This window comes from Paenibacillus sp. J31P316, from assembly GCF_056269105.1.
This window is the reverse complement of the sequence record NZ_JBWDNI010000008.1, coordinates 24833-45057: the sequence shown is the minus strand read 5'-3', so window position 1 is coordinate 45057 and position 20225 is coordinate 24833. Positions and strand designations below refer to the sequence as shown.

Annotated in this window: 12 protein-coding genes; 11 read left to right on the top strand and 1 reads right to left on the bottom strand. The window is 57.6% G+C overall.

The window, feature by feature from the left end; translation table 11 throughout:
- Positions 1 to 3 precede the first annotated feature (3 nt).
- The 8 genes from AC0YNU_RS21625 (at position 4) to AC0YNU_RS21590 (ending at position 13792) form a co-directional block, all read left to right on the top strand.
- Positions 4 to 927: an ABC transporter permease gene (locus tag AC0YNU_RS21625; RefSeq protein WP_475760487.1), complete on the top strand. Its 924-nt coding sequence runs from the start codon at positions 4 to 6 to the stop codon at positions 925 to 927.
- A 13-nt stretch (positions 928 to 940) separates the two neighbouring features.
- Positions 941 to 1825: a carbohydrate ABC transporter permease gene (locus AC0YNU_RS21620; RefSeq protein ID WP_475760485.1), complete on the top strand. Its 885-nt coding sequence runs from the start codon at positions 941 to 943 to the stop codon at positions 1823 to 1825.
- A gap of 110 nt (positions 1826 to 1935) precedes the next feature.
- Positions 1936 to 3582: an extracellular solute-binding protein gene (locus AC0YNU_RS21615; RefSeq protein ID WP_475760483.1), complete on the top strand. Its 1647-nt coding sequence runs from the start codon at positions 1936 to 1938 to the stop codon at positions 3580 to 3582.
- A gap of 267 nt (positions 3583 to 3849) precedes the next feature.
- Positions 3850 to 8874 carry an S-layer homology domain-containing protein gene (locus AC0YNU_RS21610; RefSeq protein ID WP_475760481.1) on the top strand — a complete coding sequence of 1675 codons (5025 nt, stop codon included), beginning with the start codon at positions 3850 to 3852 and terminating at the stop codon, positions 8872 to 8874.
- A gap of 195 nt (positions 8875 to 9069) precedes the next feature.
- Entirely contained in the window at positions 9070 to 11505 is a 2436-nt protein-coding gene (locus tag AC0YNU_RS21605; RefSeq protein ID WP_475760480.1) for a fibronectin type III domain-containing protein, read from the top strand.
- Between the two features lie 231 nt (positions 11506 to 11736).
- Entirely contained in the window at positions 11737 to 12657 is a 921-nt protein-coding gene (locus AC0YNU_RS21600) for a phosphatidylinositol-specific phospholipase C/glycerophosphodiester phosphodiesterase family protein (RefSeq protein WP_475760478.1), read from the top strand.
- 77 nt (positions 12658 to 12734) lie between these two features.
- Positions 12735 to 13025, top strand: coding sequence for a hypothetical protein (locus AC0YNU_RS21595; RefSeq protein WP_475760476.1), 291 nt, complete (start codon positions 12735 to 12737; stop codon positions 13023 to 13025).
- A 2-nt stretch (positions 13026 to 13027) separates the two neighbouring features.
- Entirely contained in the window at positions 13028 to 13792 is a 765-nt protein-coding gene (locus tag AC0YNU_RS21590; protein ID WP_475760474.1) for an SDR family NAD(P)-dependent oxidoreductase, read from the top strand.
- Positions 13793 to 14049: 257 nt separating this feature from the next.
- Here AC0YNU_RS21590 and AC0YNU_RS21585 read toward each other — a convergent pair whose 3' ends face one another.
- Positions 14050 to 14700 (bottom strand): phosphatase PAP2 family protein, encoded by a 651-nt coding sequence (locus tag AC0YNU_RS21585; RefSeq protein ID WP_475760472.1) that lies wholly within the window; start codon positions 14698 to 14700, stop codon positions 14050 to 14052.
- A 129-nt stretch (positions 14701 to 14829) separates the two neighbouring features.
- Between AC0YNU_RS21585 and AC0YNU_RS21580 the strand changes: the two genes are divergently transcribed.
- The 3 genes from AC0YNU_RS21580 to AC0YNU_RS21570 all read left to right on the top strand — a co-directional run bounded on the left by AC0YNU_RS21580 (position 14830) and on the right by AC0YNU_RS21570 (position 20077).
- Positions 14830 to 15513: a response regulator transcription factor gene (locus tag AC0YNU_RS21580; RefSeq protein WP_475760470.1), complete on the top strand. Its 684-nt coding sequence runs from the start codon at positions 14830 to 14832 to the stop codon at positions 15511 to 15513.
- Positions 15506 to 16897, top strand: a complete 1392-nt coding sequence (locus AC0YNU_RS21575; RefSeq protein ID WP_475760468.1) for a sensor histidine kinase — start codon at positions 15506 to 15508, stop codon at positions 16895 to 16897. The genes AC0YNU_RS21580 and AC0YNU_RS21575 overlap by 8 nt, the downstream gene beginning before the upstream one ends.
- An 81-nt stretch (positions 16898 to 16978) precedes the next feature.
- Entirely contained in the window at positions 16979 to 20077 is a 3099-nt protein-coding gene (locus AC0YNU_RS21570; protein WP_475760465.1) for an efflux RND transporter permease subunit, read from the top strand.
- Positions 20078 to 20225: the final 148 nt, after the last annotated feature.

Below are 20225 nucleotides of genomic sequence, written 5' to 3'. Positions count from 1 at the left end.
CCTATGGTCCGAAAACGAAATCTCTTCTTCTATCTGGCGCAAAACCGAGCCTTCCTGCTGATGATCCTCCCGGCGGTCCTGTTCTTCATCCTGTTCTCTTACCTGCCCATGGCGGGAATCATCGTGGCGTTCAAGAACTTCCGGTTCGACCGCGGCATCTTCGGAAGCGAGTGGAACGGCATCAACAATTTCCGCTTCCTCTTCCTGTCGGGTCAAATCTGGAACATTTTCAAAAACACGTTCTTCTACAATACGGCCTTCATCGTAACGGCCACGGCATTCCAGGTCGGGGTCGCGGTCCTGCTGTCCGAGATTACATCGAAGTTTTACAGCCGGTTCTCGCAGAGCCTGATGTTCCTGCCGTACTTCATCTCCTGGGTTATCGTGGGCGCGTTCTTCTACAACATCTTCAACTTCGACTTCGGCCTGCTGAACGTGGCGCTGAAGGCGGTCGGCCTCGACCCCGTGGACGTGTACAGCTCGCCGGGGATGTGGAAGTACATCCTGGTCTTCTTCCACAACTGGAAGTGGATCGGCTACGGCTCGGTGCTCTACCTCGGCGCGATCCTGAGCATCGACGACGAGATGTTCGAAGCGGCGGATATCGACGGCGCGAACGTCTTCCAGAAGATCTTCCGCATTACGCTGCCGAACATCGTGCCGACGGTCATCATCATGGTGCTGCTGCAGGTGGGCAACGTATTCCGGGGCGACTTCGGCATGTTCTACCAGCTGGTCGGCAACAACGGCAACCTGTATGACGCGACGGATATCATCGATACGTTCGTGTTCCGCTCGCTCTCCCAGATGGGCGACATTCCGATGTCCTCGGCGGCGGCGTGCGTGCAGTCCGTCATGTGCTTCGCGACGATCAGCGTCGTGAACGGCATCGTCCGGAAGTTCAGCAAAGACAACGCCCTTTACTAAAGGAGAACGGCACATGAAACCAATCCGAATCGATAAACTGGCCTTCAACGTCATCGCATACACCGTCATCGCCATCGTCTCGCTGCTGTGCGTCATTCCGTTCGTCATGGTCGTCGCGGGCTCGTTCACCTCCGAGTCCGCCGTCATGGCCCATGGCTACGGCCTATGGCCGTCGTCCTTCTCGATCGAGTCGTACCGCGCGATTCTGACGGATCCCACTTCGCTGCTGAAGGCGTACGGCGTCACGCTCATCATTACGATCACGGGCACGGTCGTCGGGCTGTTCCTGACCGCGATGACGGCTTACGTGCTCTACCGCAAGGAGTTCCGCTACCGGAACATGTTCGCGTTCTTCTTCTACTTCACGACGCTGTTCAACGGCGGGCTCGTGGCGTATTACCTCATCATGCTGAAGTATTACCACATGAAGGACAATCTGCTGGCGCTCATCGTGCCGCTGCTGCTGTCGCCGTACTACATTCTCATCATGCGCAACTTCTTGAAGTCGGTGCCGGACGCCATCCCGGAGTCCGCCAAGGTCGACGGCGCGGGGGAATTCACGATTTTCACGCGGCTCTGCCTGCCGCTCATGAAGCCGGCCCTGGCCTCCATCGGCATGTTCATCGCGCTCGGCTATTGGAACGACTGGTACCAGGCAGCTTTGTTCATCGACGATCAGAGCAAATTCCCGCTGCAATACATGCTGTACAAAATGATCACCAACATCGAGTTCCTCTCTTACGCGGCCGGCAATAACGGCATCCCGACGGTCGAGCTGCCGCATGAAACGGTCAAGCTTGCGATGACGGTTGTTTCCATCGGCCCGGTCGTGCTAATCTATCCGTTCGTCCAGAAGTATTTCGTCAAAGGACTGACGGTCGGCGCGGTCAAAGGGTAGCGAGGACGTTGGCATAATGACAAGGGCATGAATGCAAGGCACGGCATCGGTTAATACCGTGTAACGGATTAACATACAGGGCTAGACAAAACTCGAGGAGGTCATCCAGCTTGAAGACGCAGTCCAAAAAGAAACTCATGATCGGCGCGCTCGCACTCTTCCTAAGCACATCCCTGGCGGCATGCGGATCGAACAACAACAATGGAGGCACGTCGAACGGAGACAACGGAAATTCCGGTACGAAAACGACAGATAATGCGGCGGCCGGAAACAACGGGAAAGGAAACAATAACAGCGCGTCCGGCACGAATGCGGATGCTGCGCCGGCAGGTCCGGATATTTCCAAGCACGTGAAGCTGACGTGGGCGGCGCTCGGCGACCCGCCGAAGGATTTCGATGCGGTGAAGGCGGAGCTCAACAAGATGACGAACAAGGATTTGAACGCGGACGTCGATTTCGTCTGGATCGGCTGGGGCGACCTGGACAGCAAATATCCGCTCATGCTGATGTCCGGACAGAACGTCGACATGATCTACACGGCCGGCTGGCTGGATTACAGCGGCAACGCGAAGAAGGGCGCGTTCACGGAGCTGTCCAAAGACATGCTGGACCAATACGCGCCGAACGCCGAGAAGAAGCTGCCTGCCGAAGCTTGGGGCAACGCGACCGTAGACGGCAAGATCATCGCGGTGCCGCGCAACTACCTGGAATATCAGGATGCGGGACTCGCGGTCCGCGGCGACATCATGGATAAGGCCGGCTTGACGGCGATCTCCGATCTGGACGACGTCTCGAAATATTTGGCCGCGGCAAAAGAAGTCGATCCGAAGGTCGTTCCGTACAACACGGGCGCCGCCGTAGGCGATTATCCGCTCACGTCGTTCGTCACGCGCAAGAAATCGTTGATCTCGGTGCCGGGACTGCCGGCGAACATGCTGCAGTTCGATCCGCTCGAGACCAAGCCGCAGGTTACCTCCGCCTTCGACGACCCGGATCTGCTGGCCGCGTATCCGAAGATCCGCGACATGTTCCTGAAGGGCTACATCAACAAGAACGTGCTGAATAACAAGACGCCTTCCCGGGACGCGTTCAAAGCCGGCCAATCCGCGCTTGCCGCTTACGGGGACAATCAATTCCGCGATGCGTACAACGATCTCAACACCGCGCATCCGGACTGGAAAGTCTCGTTCCAATCGTTCTCGCCCGAAGGTCCGTTCATCAAGCTCGCGTACGATTCCGGCATGATGGCGATTCCGTCGGCATCGAACAACAAGGAACGGGCGCTCATGTTCATGGATAAGTTCTTCAGCGATCCAAGCTATTACATGCTCATGATTTACGGCATCGAGGGCAAGCACTGGGAATACACAGCCGACAAGTCGCAGATCCAAGTGCCGGCCGCCACGGATCCGACGCTTTATCCGAAATGGCAGTATCCTTGGGGATTCGGCGACTGGGTCGGCTTCAACAAGCCGTCCGTGACCGATTATCCGGATTACGCGAAGCACGTCGACTACATGCGGAGCGTGGCGAAGGACAATCCGTACGCCAACTTCAAGCCGAACACGGATTCCATCAAGAACGAAATAGCCGCTCTGAACAACGTGTTCATCAAATACGGCAGCGCGCTGTCGTACGGGGCCGTCGATCCGGACGAAGCCTTGAAGAAAGCATCCTCCGAGCTGAAGGCTGCCGGTTACGACAAAGTGAAAGCCGAGATCCAGAAGCAGCTTGACGCCTTTACGCCTGGATCCTAAGCGGTCATTCAGGCACTGGACGACTCGGACGACAGCTCGACGTAAGACAGCATAACGACCGACGAGAAGGGAACTGCTGATGACGAATCTACAGTTCCCTTCTTTTATAGCCATGTTGGAAACGCATACATGACGGCGCGTATGCGTCCTGGGCTGGTCGTTCCGCTGACGCGGAACTGCTCGCTATGCGTCCTAGGCTGGTCGTTCCGCTGACGCGGAACTGCTCGCCTATGCGTCCTAGATAATTCATTGAAGAGAGGTAATGGAATGAGACGGACTACTACTTGCACAACGAAACTGACCGCCATCTTGGCAGGTACGGCCATGCTGGCGTCGATGATCTCGGGCGGGATAAGACCGGCCTATGCGGACCCCGCCGACAACGTATTGAAGCTCGGTGCGGGAGCCGGGGTCATCAGCCACGGCTGGAATGCGGACGATATCATCTCGGGACATGAGTATGCCTATACGTTTGAGGCGATGGGGACCGGGACGGCTGCGGCCTACGTCCAATATAACTGGCAATGGGGCAGCCCGAAGCAGTATACCGATTTAGCTGGATCGCGGATCGCGATAGCGCCTTCCGCCTCCTGGACCACCTATTCGGGAACTTTTACCGCGCCCGATGACCAAGTCGGCGGCGACGACTTCTACTTCGGCGCCGCTGCGGGCGGCAGCGTCTACGTCGATAACGTGGTAATCACGGACACCACCACGGGCGAGGAGTTCTACGCGGAAGACTTCAACGACGTGGCAGACGCGCCGGTGATCGGCAAAGGGAACGACAGCTGGTACACCGAAACCGCCAATATATTTTCCGCCGTCCCTAAGAGCGAAGCCGTTGGCCCGGCGCCGACGGTCCAGGATGACTATGCGCTCCAAGTCGCTGCCGGGAGCGGGAACATGAGCTGGGGAACGCAGGAATTCGCTGCCAACACCGCCTACACATACTCGTTCCAGGCGATGGGCTCCGGAACGGCCAACATAAACTTCCAGTCCGACGAGAAATCGGATAGCCCCTGGTCCACGCTTACCGGATCTTCAATCACCATAGGACCGTCCACGGACTGGACCACGTACACGGCGACCTTTACCACGCCGGCCAGCCAGCCGGCAGACGCAGGATATTACATGTTTATGAATGCCGCGTCGGCCGGCCAAGTGTATATCAACAACGTGACGGTTACCGACGCAGAGGGCGCCGTGGTCTTCGCCGACGGGTTTGAGAATGAGCCCGATAAGCCCGTTATCGGCAAAGGGCATGACAGCTGGTACACCGGCACGAACGGGATATTCACTGTGGTTCCCGTCGGCGAGGCAGCCGGTTCCTCCAGTAAAGCGCTGAAAATCGCTTCGGGCGAAGGCAATGTGACGGCGCACCTGGGCGAGCTGGTTCCCGGCGACTCGTACACGCTCAGTCTCGAGGGGATCGGTTACAGCTCGGCCGACTTCAAGGTCGAGAATAAGTCGTGGGAGACGTTGTCGCAGCTCTCGGTAGCAGCGAGCAACGTCTGGCGGAATGGTTCGATTACCTTCATCGTGCCGAATGACGCTCAGAACGATTACACCCTTGTTGTGAGCACGGCATCCAGCCGCGAAGTATACGTTGACAACATCGCCATCACCGACACCACCGCCGATAAGGTGCTATTCCAGGAAGACTTCGAGAATGTGCCTGGCGATCCCGCTATCGGAATAGGCGAAGGCGCGTGGTATACCAGCACGGACGGCACGATTTTCACGATCGTTTCCAGAGTCGGTGCCAGCGGCGTCGATCCTAACGCGACCGCGATCGTGGACAAATACGGACAGATCATTGCTTCCCCGTATACGCCGAACGACGATCATCCGCATGCCAAGATCGCCAGCGATGACGAGCTTGCGGCAGTTCCGGAGCAGAATGAGGCATACTTCGATTCGCTCACTCCTCCGACCGACCGGGACGCCTACGGCGGCCTGGCGGGCAGCAAAGAGACGTTCGATTTCGAAGCGACCGGTTACTTCTACACCGGCCATGCGGATGTCGATCATGACGGCACGCCTGAGGCAGTGATGGTCGATCCGCTGGGCAACCTGTACTTCCAGCTGGGCGCGACCGTGACCGACCCGAACGAGACTTACGCCGACCTCACGGGCATCAAGTCGGAGTATGATCAGCTTCCGGCCTATGACCCGGACAGCAAGGCTTGGAGGGGCGAGAATACGTTCTCGCCATATGTGTACAACATCGAGAAGCAAACGGGCGAACCTTTCGACGTCAACGCCTGGCGCGAGGATCAGATCAATAAGGAGAAGCAGCTCGGCTTCAACTCCCTGGGCATGTGGTCCGGCGACGCGAGCACGACGACGCCGTATTTCGAGGTGTTGGACAGCGTCATGGCGCAAACCCCGCACATCGGCAGCTCCAGACTGTTCGACGTGTTCAGCCCGGATTGGCAGACGCGCTTGGACGCTGCATACGGCACAGCCGTATCCGGCCATGCGAACGATCCGATGCTGATCGGCTACATGTTCGAGAACGAGCTCCCTTACGATTCGTTCAACAGCACGATTCTCGGTTCTTCCGCAGTCGGCAGCGGCACCCGGGGCGAGCTGGCTTCCTGGATGAGCGGCCAGTACGACGGCGACATCGGCGCGTTCAACGCGGCGTGGGGAACGAGCTTCGCGAGCTTCGACGATCTCAAGAGCGGATCCCTGAAGCTGAATACGTCGGCAGCTTCGACCGATATCAACAACTTCACCAAACACTATCTCGAAACCGAATACCACACCATCTACGAGACAGGCAAGAGCCATGACCCGCAGCATATGCAGCTTGGCGACCGTTGGTTTGCCGGTTCCCTGCGGAACACCGCGCTTGCCCAGGATCTGGCGGAAGCGACCGCCGGCAACGTGGACGCCATTACGTACAACTACTACACGAATTCGCTCGACACGAACTGGCTGAAGCAGATCTATGCATGGTCCGACAACACGCCGATCATCCTCTCCGAATGGCATTATTCCGACACCAGCGTACTGCCGAACGGCAGCCAGCCGGTATCCAGTCCGACGGCGCAGGGCCAGATGTACAGCGACTATTTGGAGAATGCCATCGCTACGGGCGCCGTGGTGGGCAGCGACTGGTTCACGTGGCTGGATCAGGCGCCGACCGGACGCTACTTCAACGGGCCGAACAACGGAGAATCCGGCGCGTACGGGTTCGTCGACGTGACCAACAGGCCGGTCGTCGCGTTCGATGAGTATGCGAAGCAGACCCATTACAACGTGTACGAACTGCTCTCGGGAAGCATCGAACCTTATGCGGCGCCCAACAGAAGCGCAGCGACCGACCGAGACACCCACAAAGTGCTGGCAGCGCCGCAAACCGACGCCGCGCCTGTCATCGGCGATTTCGCGGATTGGAGCGATTTCTCGAAAACGGCGGCCTTGACAGCCATCGATCAAGTCTCCGGACCGGCGATTCCCGATCCGAACGTCTCGGCTAATATGTCCGTGACCTGGGATGACGAGAATTTCTATTTACAAGCCCGCGTAACGTCCGGGAACGACAGGGTCGCGAACGGCGGCGTATCCGGCAACGGCGCGGATATGTGGAACGGCGACGGCGTCGAGCTATACTTCGGTCCGCAGGATGTCGAGGCGACTCCCGGCAGCATGCTGGGTACCGACTCGCAGCTGCTCCTCGGCGTCAACAAGAACACGGACAGCAGCGTGTCGGCAGCTGCTTATTGGGTGAATGGCCCAAGCTTCGCCGACCAAACGCCCGTGAACGTCAAGGCGGAATTGTCGCCTGACGGTAAGGGCTGGATACTGGAAGCGGCGATTCCGATCTCCGCCATCGGCTTTCCCGCAGCTGCTTTCGGCACGGACGGCAGCCTCGCCTTGGGCACTCCAATGCGCTATGACATGGGCTTTGATCTCTCGGGCGCCGGCGGAACCCGCTACTCGCAGTATGAGTGGAACGGCAACGACTCGGACTCGAAGAATCGGAACCCGTGGGGTAAGCTTCAGTTCACTTCGCAAGCGGATGACGGAGGCAGCGGTTCCGGCGGCAGTGGCGGAAACAACAATGGAAACGGAACTGGCAGCGGAACCGACAGCGGCAATGAAAGCGGGAACGGAGTCATCAAGCCATCGGCACCGGTGCTGAACCCGGATTCGGGCGAAGCGACGGCGGACGTACCGGCATCGGCGTTCGCGCAGCTGCCTGCGTCGGCCGATAAAGTGACGATTCAAGTACCGAAGATCGAAGGAGCGACGGGCTATGTCGTGAATCTGCCGGCAGACGTGCTTTCTGCGGCGGAACGGAATCGCATGATCATCGTCGAAACGGCGGCGGGCACGATAACGATTCCATCCACGATGCTGCACGGCATCGACCTTAACGGCGCAGCGACCGTGGCAATCGTCATCTCCCAAGCGGATACGAGCAAGCTCGGCGACGAGCTGAAAGCCTCGATCGGCGATCGGCCGGTCATCAACGTCAGCCTGCGGGTCAACGGCAAGGAGCTGCCATGGAGCAATCCTGCGGCGCCGGTGACGGTGACCGTTCCTTATAAACCTACGGCGGATGAAGCGGCGAACAGCGGCCATATCACGGTATGGTACATCGGCGCTAACGGACAGCCGGAGCCGGTCGTCCATGCGGCTTACGATGCCGCATCGGGAACCGTCGGGTTCCAGACGACGCATTTCAGTACGTACGCGGTCGTATACGTCGAGAAGCATTTCGACGACCTGGGCCGTTACGACTGGGCGAAGACCGCGATCGAGACGCTGGCGTCCAAAGGCGCCATCGAAGGCGTATCCGAAGCTGCGTTCGCGCCTTCGGCGAATATTACCCGCGCGGATTATTTGGTCCTGCTTGCGCGGACGCTCGGATTATCCGAGGCCGCGGCTGCGAATCCGAATGCGGCCGGCAACGGCAATTTCGCCGACGTGAAGCCGGGCAGCTACTATTATGAAGCCGTCGGCGCCGCCAAGGCGCTCGGCATTGCGACCGGCAGCGGCGGCAATTTGTTCCAACCGCAGGCGACGATCACGCGGCAAGAGATGATGACGCTCACCGCGCGCGCATTGACGAAGCTCGGCAAGCTGAACGCGTCCGGCGGCACGAACTCGCTCGACCGTTTCGCGGATCGGGCAGACGTGTCGGGGTATGCGGCAGGCGGCATGTCGGCGCTGCTGGACGCCGGCTTGATTCAAGGCGCGGGAGGCAAGCTGAATCCGCTTGCAAGCGCGACGCGCGCCGAAGCGGCCGTGTTCCTGTATAACGTGTTTCGCCTCTAGTTTCAGCTTGAAACGGAGTCCATAGGTATAGCAGACAGCCGGCAGGTGCATACATTGTTCCCTTCCGGCTGTTTGTTGTCCATAAATAAATCGCAATAAGGAGAGGGGGTACGGGAAGGAGACAGACCCGGTTAACGAATCGGGCAATCATGCAGCGCCAGCAAGCAAATCCATTATCGGAGGTGTCTGAGGTTCATGATTCAATCTAACGACGGAAAGGCAAGCTTGGCCGGCGTAACCGACATCCATGACGCGCGCGCGGGCAAGGGTACGAGGATGCGCGGCAATCGTAAGGGCAGCATCAGCAGGAGCATGCTCGCTTTGTTGGCGGCCGTGCTGTTGACCGGACTTTTCACGTTCACGCAGCAGGCTTCGGCAGCCGTTCCCAGTCCTTGGCTGACGCAGGACATCGGATCGGTCGGCGTGGCCGGCTCGGACAACTATGCGTCGGGAACGTATACGATCCAAGCCACCGGCACGGATATCTCCGGCACGGCGGATCAGTTCCGCTACGTCTACCAGCCTTTAGCCGGCGACGGCACGATCGTGGCACGGGTGGCGTCCATCTCGAATACGAGCGCTTGGGCGAAGGGCGGCGTCATGATCCGCGAATCGCTGACGACCGGTTCCAAGCATGTATCCACGGTCATGGAATACGCGTCGACCTCGGGGGCGCAGCTCATTAGCCGGAGCGCTGCATCGGGCAGCACGGCGACCGTCACGCAGACCGGCGTCGCCGCGCCGTATTGGGTGAAGCTGCAGCGCGCGGGCAATGTGTTCACCAGCTCGATTTCCAGCAACGGCACGTCCTGGACGCAGGTCGGAACCGTGACGGTAAGCATGGCTTCCAGCGTGTATATCGGACTTGTCGTCACCGCGCAGAACAATACGACGCTGAATACGACGACGATGGATAATGTCTCCGTGACCGGCTCTTCCGGCAGCAGCGGTCCGACGTTCGTCAAAGGCATTAATCTGAACGGCGCCGCGACGACGATCGAGGGCAATAGCTGGATTTCTTACGCTTCCGCGCTGAGCAGCGGGCTGTCCGTCACGAACGCTTCGACTTGGAGCGGGACGTATGCCTTCTCCTTGAATCCGACGCCGGATGCCAATACGCTGTCCATGCTGCAATCTGCCCTATACCGTTCGGGACCGGCGAATGGCCAAGGCTTCAGCCTGAACCAAACGATTGCGAACGGCAGCTACCAAGTCTATCTGTGGACGATCGAAAACTACCAAAGCAACTTCAGGAACGAAGACGTGAAGCTGGAAGGCGCGACGGCTGCGACGGGCATCGGAGACCTGGCGCTGGGCAGCTGGGCGAAATACGGCCCTTATAACGTCACCGTCAGCGACGGCGTGCTCAATATCGATATCCTGCGCTCGACCAAGGGCGATCCGCAAATGACCGGCGTGGCGATCTACAGCGCTGGCAGCGGAACGCCCGACACGCAGGCGCCGACAACGCCAGGCAGCCTGGCTTCTCCTTCGAAGACGGACACGACCGTTAATCTGACCTGGTCGGCTTCTACGGATAACGTCGGGGTGACCGGCTATAACATTTATCGGGGCGGCACCACGTTATCCGGTACGACGACGGGCGCCACGAGCGCGACGGTTACGGGCTTGACGGCAAGCACGGCCTATACGTTCACGGTCAAAGCGAAGGATGCGGCCGGCAACCTGTCCGCCGCCAGCAATTCGCTCGGCGTGACGACGAACGCAAGCACGGGCAACCGCAGCGGGCTTCCGTGGAAGTCCGGCGTCTACCGGACGACCAACGATCAGGCGAACTGGACGGCGATCCAGAATTTCGAGACGTGGCGCGGCCGGCTGGCGGATGTCACGACCAACTTCCCGTACCGATCCTCTTGGGACCTCATGACGGTCACCGGTGAATTCTTCAACGGCTGGCAAAACGCGCCTTGGACGCCGACCTACGCCGTGCCGATGTTTCCCGAGAACATCGGAGCGACGTTCTCCGGCTGCGCGGCCGGCAGCTATAACAGCCATTGGACGACGTTCGCGCAGAACCTCGTCAGCCACGGTCAAGGCAGCGCGATCATCCGGCTCGGTTGGGAATTCAACGGCAACTGGTTCGCGCATTCCGTCACGAATGCCAACATGACGGATTGGAAAGCGTGCTTCCGGCAAGTGGCGACGACCATCAAGGCATCCGCGCCGAACGTGAAGATCGATTGGAACGTCACGCGCGGCGACGGGCTGAAAGCCGCCGGCAACGCGGATCCGGCGCTCGTCTATCCGGGCGACGACGTCGTCGATTACATCGGCGTGGACAGCTACGACCAATGGCCGCCGGCCTTCACCGATGCCACATGGAACAACAGCCATATGGGCGGAACGTACGGCCTGCAGCACTGGATCGACTTCGCCGTCGCCCACGGCAAGAAGTTCAGCGTTCCGGAATGGGGACTCTACCACGGAGCGGCGCCCAACTTCGGCAACGACAATCCGTTCTACATCGAGAAAATGTGGACCTTCTTCAACAGCCTCGGCTCTTTGCTTGCCTATGAAGCCTACTATGACGAGGACGTGCTCACGCTAGGCAATCTCTCGTATGGCAGCAACAATCCGAACAGCGCGCCGGTCTATAACTCGCATTGGTAGACTGCGGAAATAGCCGCTGACCCGGAAGCTATTATTTTCGTGGTCGGCCGCACCAGCTATAGAAGCCTGCCATCAAGATAAAGAACCTTCCGTTCCGCGTACCTTGCGGAATGGAAGGTTTTTCGTTCTGCTAACCGTGATCATAAGCGCTCTGCCAGCTTTCCCCTTGTTTCTGAACCCTCCCGAACGGTCCAAGTGGTTAATACAGATCGATACCGAGGAGGGCGAGCCATGGTTCCCGCATTCATCAAACCCAAACTACCGCAACTACTGATTACGCTGCTAGTCTTCTTCTCTATGCCGCTGATCCTATCGCCTGTCAAATCCGAGTCGATGGCGCCGGATTGCAGCTCCACCTCGACAGCAACTCCGATTGCGCAGCACCTTGAATCACTCCAGCCCTACGACTGGGTGAAGCAAACGCCGCTGATCTCTCACGCGCTTGGCGGCATCGACGGTTACCCGGGCACGAACAGCCGCGAAGCGCTCGAGCAAGCCTATCAATTCGGCCATCGCGTGTTCGAGACGGATCTGAGCGTTACCTCGGACGGCCATCTCGTGCTGCGCCATGACTGGGAGCCCGGAACCTATCCCGTTCTCGGTCAGGCGGTTCAGGCGGACAACGAGCCGCTGTCGCTCGAGAAATTTCAGGCGCTGCCGATTCAGGGGCATTACTCGCCCGTAACGTTGAACGAGCTGTTAGTGTTCATGAGAGCGCACCCGGATATGCTGCTGATTACGGATACGAAGGAGGATGACAGCGCGAAGGCGGCTGCGATCTTCAAGCGGATCGTGGCCGAGACGAAGTCGGTTGACCCCGCCATTCTCCGGCGCTTCATTCCTCAACTCTACCAGGCGGACAATTACAAGGCCGTTAGCGGCGTTTATCCGTTTAAGCAATATATCTATACCTTGTACATGAATAAGGACACGGACGAGCAAGTCATCCGGGATGTCGCCGCAAGGAACATCCGAATCGTCGTCATGGACGAGAACCGCTACTCGCCTGCATTCGTTCAAGCCTTGAAGCGCGAAGGCGTCTATACGTATATCAATACGATCAATGACATCGGCCGGATCCAAGAGCTGCGCCATGACGGCGTTCAAGGCGTGATGACGGACTTTATCGTGCCGCAGCAGCTGCCTCGTTGAGGCATGCTTTGCCGAGCCGGTTTGTATGGTATAATTGCCCTTATACGAACAAGCATGTCCAAGTGGAGGGTGCAACGATGAAGATTACTATCCTTCATGCGCAAATGACGCATGATCAAGAGAACGGCTACCGGGGTTCGGTGCAATTCGAGGCGGAGGGGCATAAGCATCCTTACGAAATCACGCTGCAGCTGAACAGCCTGCGCGGGACGACATGGGATTACAGTCTCCTGTTCGCCAAGGAACCGGGCTCGGAAGAGCAGATCAACGAGGTCGAAGCTGCCATCGAAACCGACGACGACTTGTTTGACAGTCTGATCGACGCCGCGGCGGCAACGCTGCCGGATGAACACGAGGAGGAGTCATGAGCATGATTGGGATTGATCTGAAGGGCAGAACGGCGCTCGTCACGGGAGCGACAGGAGAATTGGGACGCGTCATGGCGCGTACGCTGGCGGCATGCGGCGCCGATGTAGCGGTTCATTATAATTCCAATGAGGCGAAGGCGCTGGCGCTGGCCGAAGAAATCAGAGCCGCCGGCAGACGGGCCATCACCGTACAGGCCGACATTACGAAGCTGGATGACATTATGGCGATGCGCGATAAAGTAACGGCCGAGCTTGGCCATGTCCACATCGTGGTTGCCAATGCGGTCATCCAGTACCAGTGGACGTCCGTGTTGAATCAGTCCGAGGAAGATTACCGCAGCCAGTTCGAATCCTGCGTGCTGCAGAGCGTCCATCTGGCCAAAGCATTCGTGCCGGCCATGATCGAGCGCGGCGCCGGCCGGATGATCGGCATCAATACGGAATGCGCCATGCAGAACTTCGAGAATCAATCCGCTTACGTCGCGGGCAAACGCGGCATGGACGGCGTATACCGCATTCTGGCGAAGGAAGTCGGCGCGAGCCAAATCACCGTGAACCAAGTCGCGCCGGGGTGGACCATTTCGGAGCGCGACCGGGCGAACGGCACGGAGCGAAGCGAAGAGTATGACAGCCGCGTGCCGCTGAAGCATCGCGGAACGGATCAGGATATCGCCAACGCCGTCGCCTTCTTGGCTTCGGACTTGGCGGGATTCATCACGGGCGCGTATATTCCGGTGTGCGGCGGCAACGTCATGCCAGGCATTTAAATGTAGCGATTGATCGACGTATCAATTTAGCAATCATTAGCCGAATCGTTTTTCTGGAAAATAAAGAATAATAGGTTACCTGTGGGCCTTCTGGCGAGCAATTCACTCGTCGGGAGGCTTTTGTGTTAGGGGGATTGTCTTGGCTGAGGACTTGGATATTGGCTAGGTTACATGACGGAAAACGAAAATCCCCCGCCGCGGCATTTGGAGCCGAGCAGGGGATACAATAGCCGAAGCATGTTTGCGGAATTCTGGTCTTACATATCGGCCTGCCCAAGCATTTGTTTGGGCTTGCGGAGCCTGACCGTGCGTTCCATGCGAAGCAGCGTGCGATAGACGATATCCGCAAGCAGTATGCCGCAGGCGGCGTCCAGCAGCGTGTGCTGTTTAATAAAGAACGTCGAGACGATAATAAGCGTGGACATGCCGTAAATGAGCGTTTGGTTCCAACGATTGCGGAATTTGCTCGTGTACAGAGCTTTCATGACCATGTAGCTGGAGAAACAATGTATGCTCGGGAAGCAATTGAACGGTTCATCGCGGTGATAAATGAATTGAAGCAAATGCGTAACGGGATCGCTGCCGTTCAGGACCGGACGCGGCACCGTCGTTTGGAACACGAGATAGATGCCGTAGCAGATGAGCGCGCAGGTCACGTACGTAATCAGCGCCCTGCGGTAAACGGCGGGATCCTTCAGGAAGAAATAGATAAGGCAGGCGTAAATATAAAAAATCCATATGGAGTAAGGCAGCACGAAAACTTTGACGAGCGGAATCACGCGGTCGAGCGCGGTCATCAGACTGTATACAGGCTGGTTCGGATGAAAATCCGGATTGTTGGTCCATGCGTACAGCCAGCCCATTATAGGAAAAATAAGCATCCCAAGCAGTGGATAATAACGTTTCAAAACGACCTCTCCCTTTCAGCGCGCGAGTCTCTAAGACTAGCATCCCGGCACGCAACTCTGTAATAATAAGATAATGCCCGGTAGGTTGCAAGGACCAAAGTCATACATGAACGCGAGGCGGTTACAGGAATGGCAAAAATTGCAGTGGTGGATGATGACGCGCATATCCGCGAGCTCGTGCAGCTCTATTTGCGCGATGAAGGATTCGACATCGTCGAGTTCGCCAATGGCGAAGCGGCGTGGCAGTATATGCAAGGCAGCGGCTTCGATATGGTCATCATGGACATCATGATGCCGCGGATGGACGGTTGGGAGCTGTGCAGAAGGATCCGGGCATCGGGCGATATGCCGATTCTGATGATTACGGCCAAGGGCGAGTCCGAGGAGAAGATCAAAGGGTTCCAGCTGGGGACGGACGATTACATGACGAAGCCGTTCGATCCGATGGAGCTGGTCGTTCGCGTCAAGGCGCTGCTGAAACGCTATCGGATTACGGCCTCGCACATGATCACGGTCGGAGGGATCGTGCTCGATCGGCTCGGCTATCAGGTCATCTTCAAAGAGACCGAGGAAGCGGTCACCATTCCGCTCAAGGAATTCGAACTGATGTACAAGCTGGCGAGCCACCCCGGACAGCTGTTTACGCGGACAACCCTGATCGAGCAGATCTGGGGGTTCGAATACGAGGGCGACGATCGGACGGTCGACGTACATATCAAGAGATTACGTGAGCGCTTCGCGGCTTATGAAGAAAAGTTCAAAATCGTCACCCTGCGCGGGCTGGGCTACCGGCTGGAGGTTTACCATGATTAGATCGCTGTATGTCCGGACGGTTCTCATTTTCATCGTTGCTGTCATTATAAGCTTGACGGCAGCTTTCGTTCTTGCGATCCGCATGTACAGCAGCAATGTCAAATCGCTGGCGGAAGGCCAAATGATCGCGCATGGCAAGAAGATCATCGCGGAGCTTGGGGAAGCGCCGCCCGAGAGCCTGGGGACCGTCATCAGCAATGCGGTGGACGTGCCGGGCCTGCGGGTCAAAATCATGGACGAGGACGGCAAGACGATTGCGTACGGCGACGCGGGAAGCGGAGAGAAGACGCCGATCTCGCCCTCGCAGCTGGAACTTGTCATCCACGGCGGCATCTATCGGGGAACCGTGACGTTTATTCATTCGCATCACAAGTCGGCGTCTTTTCTGATCGGGATGCCTTTTCAATTGAACGGGAAGCCGTACTCTCTATTCATCACGCCGGAAATCTACAGCTTAATGGATATGTTCCGCAAGTTCACGTTGACCGTTCTCGGCAGCGTGCTATTAGCGGGGAGCCTGCTTATCCTATTGGCGGCGAGATACATCGTCAAGCCCGTGCAGCGGCTGACGGTCGCGACCAGAAGGATGGCGAAAGGAGATTTCGGCATCGTGCTGCATTCCAAGCGGAAGGATGAGATCGGCGTCCTGACGGACAGCTTCAACGAGATGGCGGGGTCGCTGCGCATGTTGGACAAGCTGCGGTCCGACTTCGTGAACAACGTTGCGCACGAGATCCAATCCCCGCTGACGTCCATTACGGGATTCTCCAAGGCGCTGCGCACGAAGACGATGACGGAAGAGGGCCGCAGGCATTATTTGAACATTATTGAAGAGGAGAGCCAGCGTCTGTCGCGACTGAGCGCGAATCTTCTCAGGCTGTCGGTCCTGCAGCAGGACCGTCAACTGCATCATCCCGGCCGCTTCCGTCTGGATGAGCAAATCCGTCGCAGCGTCATTGCCAGCGAGCCGCAGTGGAGCGCCAAGGGCATCGATCCCGAGCTGGATTTGGATGACGTGACGGTTTATGGCGACGCGGATAGTCTGGAGCAGGTGTGGCATAATTTGATCAGCAATAGCATCAAGTTCTCCGAGCGCGGAGGGAAGCTCCGGATCACGCTGCGGCGTCATGGCGAGATGGCCGTGGCGGGGGTTAGCGATAATGGACAGGGCATCGGCAAGGACGAGCTGCAGCATATCTTCACGCCGTTCTACAAAGCGGACAGCGCGCGCGATTATGCGGTCAAAGGCAACGGACTCGGCTTGTCGATCGCGAAGGAGATCATCGATATGCACGGCGGAAGCATCGAAGCGCATAGCGAGCCCGGCGTTCAAACTTTGTTCACAGTTAGGCTGCCGATAGAGCCGAAAAGCGAGATTGTCTAATTTTGTAATCGCCAGTTCATGCTCAGTTCAAAAAACTTCGCTATGATTCCTTCTAGATAAAGAGAAAAGAGGAGAGATCCAATGAACGGATTGACCAGATTTAGTTTGAAAAACAGCGTCGCGGTCGTGATTCTTTGCGTCCTCGTGCTCGGCGTCGGCTTCTATTCGTCGACCCAGATCAGACAGCAGACGTTTCCCGACGTAACCTTCCCGGCCGTCTTCATTCAGACGGTATACCCGGGCGCATCGACCGAGGAAATCGAAACCGAAGTCACCAAACCGATCGAGCAAAGCTTGCTCGGGCTGAAAAATTACGATTCGCTTACGAGCTCCAGCTCGGAGAATTCATCGAGTATTTTCCTGCAATATGCGTTCGGTACCAACATGGACGACAAAATGAAGGATGCCGAAGCCGCGGTCGCGAAGCTGACCCTGCCGGATAAAGCGAAAGTAACGGTACAGCGGCTTTCCTTCGGAGAAGCGCCGATCTATGAGGCGGCCATCTTCTCTTCGAAGGAAGATACCGAAGCCCTTCAGAAACGACTGGAAGAGGAAGTGGTGCCGAAGCTGGAGAAAGTATCCGGCGTCAGCTCCGTCTCCTTGAAAGGCCAGACATCCCAAGAACTCCGAATCGTGGTCGACAAGGATAAAGCCGCGCAGCACGGCTTGTCGCTGAATGCGATCCAAACCGCGATCCAATCGCTCGATTACGCGCTGCCGCTTGGTTCCGTAAGCCAAGGAGACAACACGATTCCGATTCGCCTCGTAGGCAAGATCGGATCGTTGGATCAAATCAAGAACCTGCAAATCGGCGCGGGCGGCGGTCAAGGCGCTGCCGGCGGACAAGGCATGGGAGCCGGTGCTGGAGCAGGCGCTCCGGGCGGGGCCAAAGTGAAGCTGGCGGACGTTGCCGAAGTGAATACCGTCTCGTCCCAGAACGAGATTACCCGCTACAACGGTCAATCCAGCTTCATCATCGGCGTCGTGAAGTCGCAGGACGCCAACACGGCGGACGTATCCGACGCCGTTAAGGACGTGCTTGCTTCCTACCAGGATAAAGGCACGCTCGACGTACGCCTCATTCAAGACCAAGGCGCGGAAATCAAACATTCCGTATCCTCGCTCATTCGGGAAGGGCTGTACGGCGCGCTATTCTGCGTCATCATTATCTACCTGTTCCTGCGTAATATCCGCGCGACGCTCATCTCGATCATCTCGCTGCCGATCTCGATCTTCGCGACGATCGCGCTGATGAACCAAATGGGCTACACGCTGAACATTATGACGCTCGGCGGTATCGCGGTCTCCATCGGCCGGATCGTCGACGACAGTATCGTCGTCATCGAGAACATTTACAGGTGGCGGCAGGAGAAAGGCCGCGAGATGAACGGCAAGGAGCTTGCGTTCCGCGCGACGAAGGAAGTTATCGGCGCCGTCGGTTCATCGACGATCGCGACGGTCGTCGTATTCGCGCCGCTGGCCTTCGTAACGGGCATTATCGGCGAATTCTTCCGTCCGTTCGCCATCGCGGTCGTGATCTCGATCCTCTGCTCGCTGCTTGTCGCGATGATGCTCATCCCGGTACTCGGGGCGAAGTTCTTCAATTCCATCAAGCCGCATAAAGAAGGCGGACGTTTCATTGGATGGTACGAGCGAGTTATCCGCGGCGCGCTGCGACGCAAAGCGTGGGTGCTCATCTTGTCGGTCGTGCTGCTGTTGGCCTCATTCGGCACCATACCGCTGCTTGGCGTAGCCTTCTTGCCGGCGGGCGATACGGCATCGATCGCGGTTAACTTGAAGATGCCGGCCCAAACGTCGCTCGAAGAGACGAATAGCGCAGCCGGTAAAGTGGAAACGTATTTGAAAGGCTTGAAGGACATCGACAATTATCAAGCGATGATTGGCGGCGTGGACAATCCGTTCGTTCAAATTCCGAGCACGAATACCGCATCGTTCAAGGTGCAGTTCAAGGAAGGCGCGGATATCGACACGAACGCGCTGATGGACAAAGCGAACAAAGACTTGAAGGAAATCGTAACGGCGGTATCGCCTAAAGCGACGGTCGACGTCAAGGAAGGCGAGCAGAACGGACCTCCGACAGGCAACGAAGTGACGGTCAATCTGTATTCCGACGATTTGGAGGCGCTGGCGAAAGCATCCTCGCAGGTCGAGAATTTAATGAAGTCCAACGCGGATATGAAGGACGTAGAAAACAACCTGAAGGATGTATCGCCGAAGTGGGTCATGTCGATGAAGCAATCGGCCATCGATCTGGGCGTGTCTTCGTTCCAAATCATGGCTGCCGTCAATGAGCAGCTGCGGCCGGTCGATGTCGGCACGTACACGCTGGACAGCAAGAACTGGGATATCACGATGGCTTACAAACAGCCGATTTCGTCGAAAGCCGAGCTGGAGAACATCTCGATTCCGACGGCTGGCGGCGTGAAGAAGCTGAGCGAGCTCGTGGACTTGTCCGAGTCGACGGCACCGGTTGCCATCAACCATGAAGAAGGCAAAACGTATGCGGAAGTAAAAGGTAATGTGAAGGATACGGACAAAACGGCTACCGTTACCAAATCGATCGAGTCCGACATCGACAGCTTGTCGCTGCCGAGCAACGTCGACGTCAAGATCGGCGGCGGACTCGAAATGATCAACAGCGGCTTCAAAAGCATCGGAATCGCGATGGTCGCCGCAATTGGTCTCGTATTCCTGGTCATGAGCATGACGTTCGGCGGTTTGCGTACGCCGCTCATCATTCTCTCGTCCCTGCTCTTCGTGCCGAGCGGCGCATTGGGCGCCCTGCTGATCACGGGCAATTCGCTCTCGATGAGCGCCATGATCGGCATGCTCATGCTTGTCGGTATCGTCGTGACGAATGCGGTCGTATTGCTTGACCGCGTCGAATCGAACCGCAAGTCCGGCATGGAGCTTCGCGAATCGCTGGTCGAAGCTTCGAAAACAAGGCTGAGACCGATCTTGATGACAGCCTGCGCAACGATTCTCGCGCTGCTGCCGCTGGCCTTGTCGAAGTCCTCGACGAGCTTGATTTCCGGCGGCTTGGCCATCACGGTTATCGGCGGCTTGTTCACGTCGACGCTGCTGACGCTGATCGTCGTACCGGTTATTTATGAAATGACGGGTAAGCGCAGCAAGGTACGCAAGGATTTCGATTTCTAAACCAGCAGGAAGCAAGGGGTGAGCCGATCCGGATGATGATGGCCGGCTCATCCCGCGCATCAGCGGGGATAATACAACCTTCGATCCCGTGTTAGTCGCGGGATCGAAGGTTTTTCGTTTCATTTTGACCTTTATATCCCGATGCGTT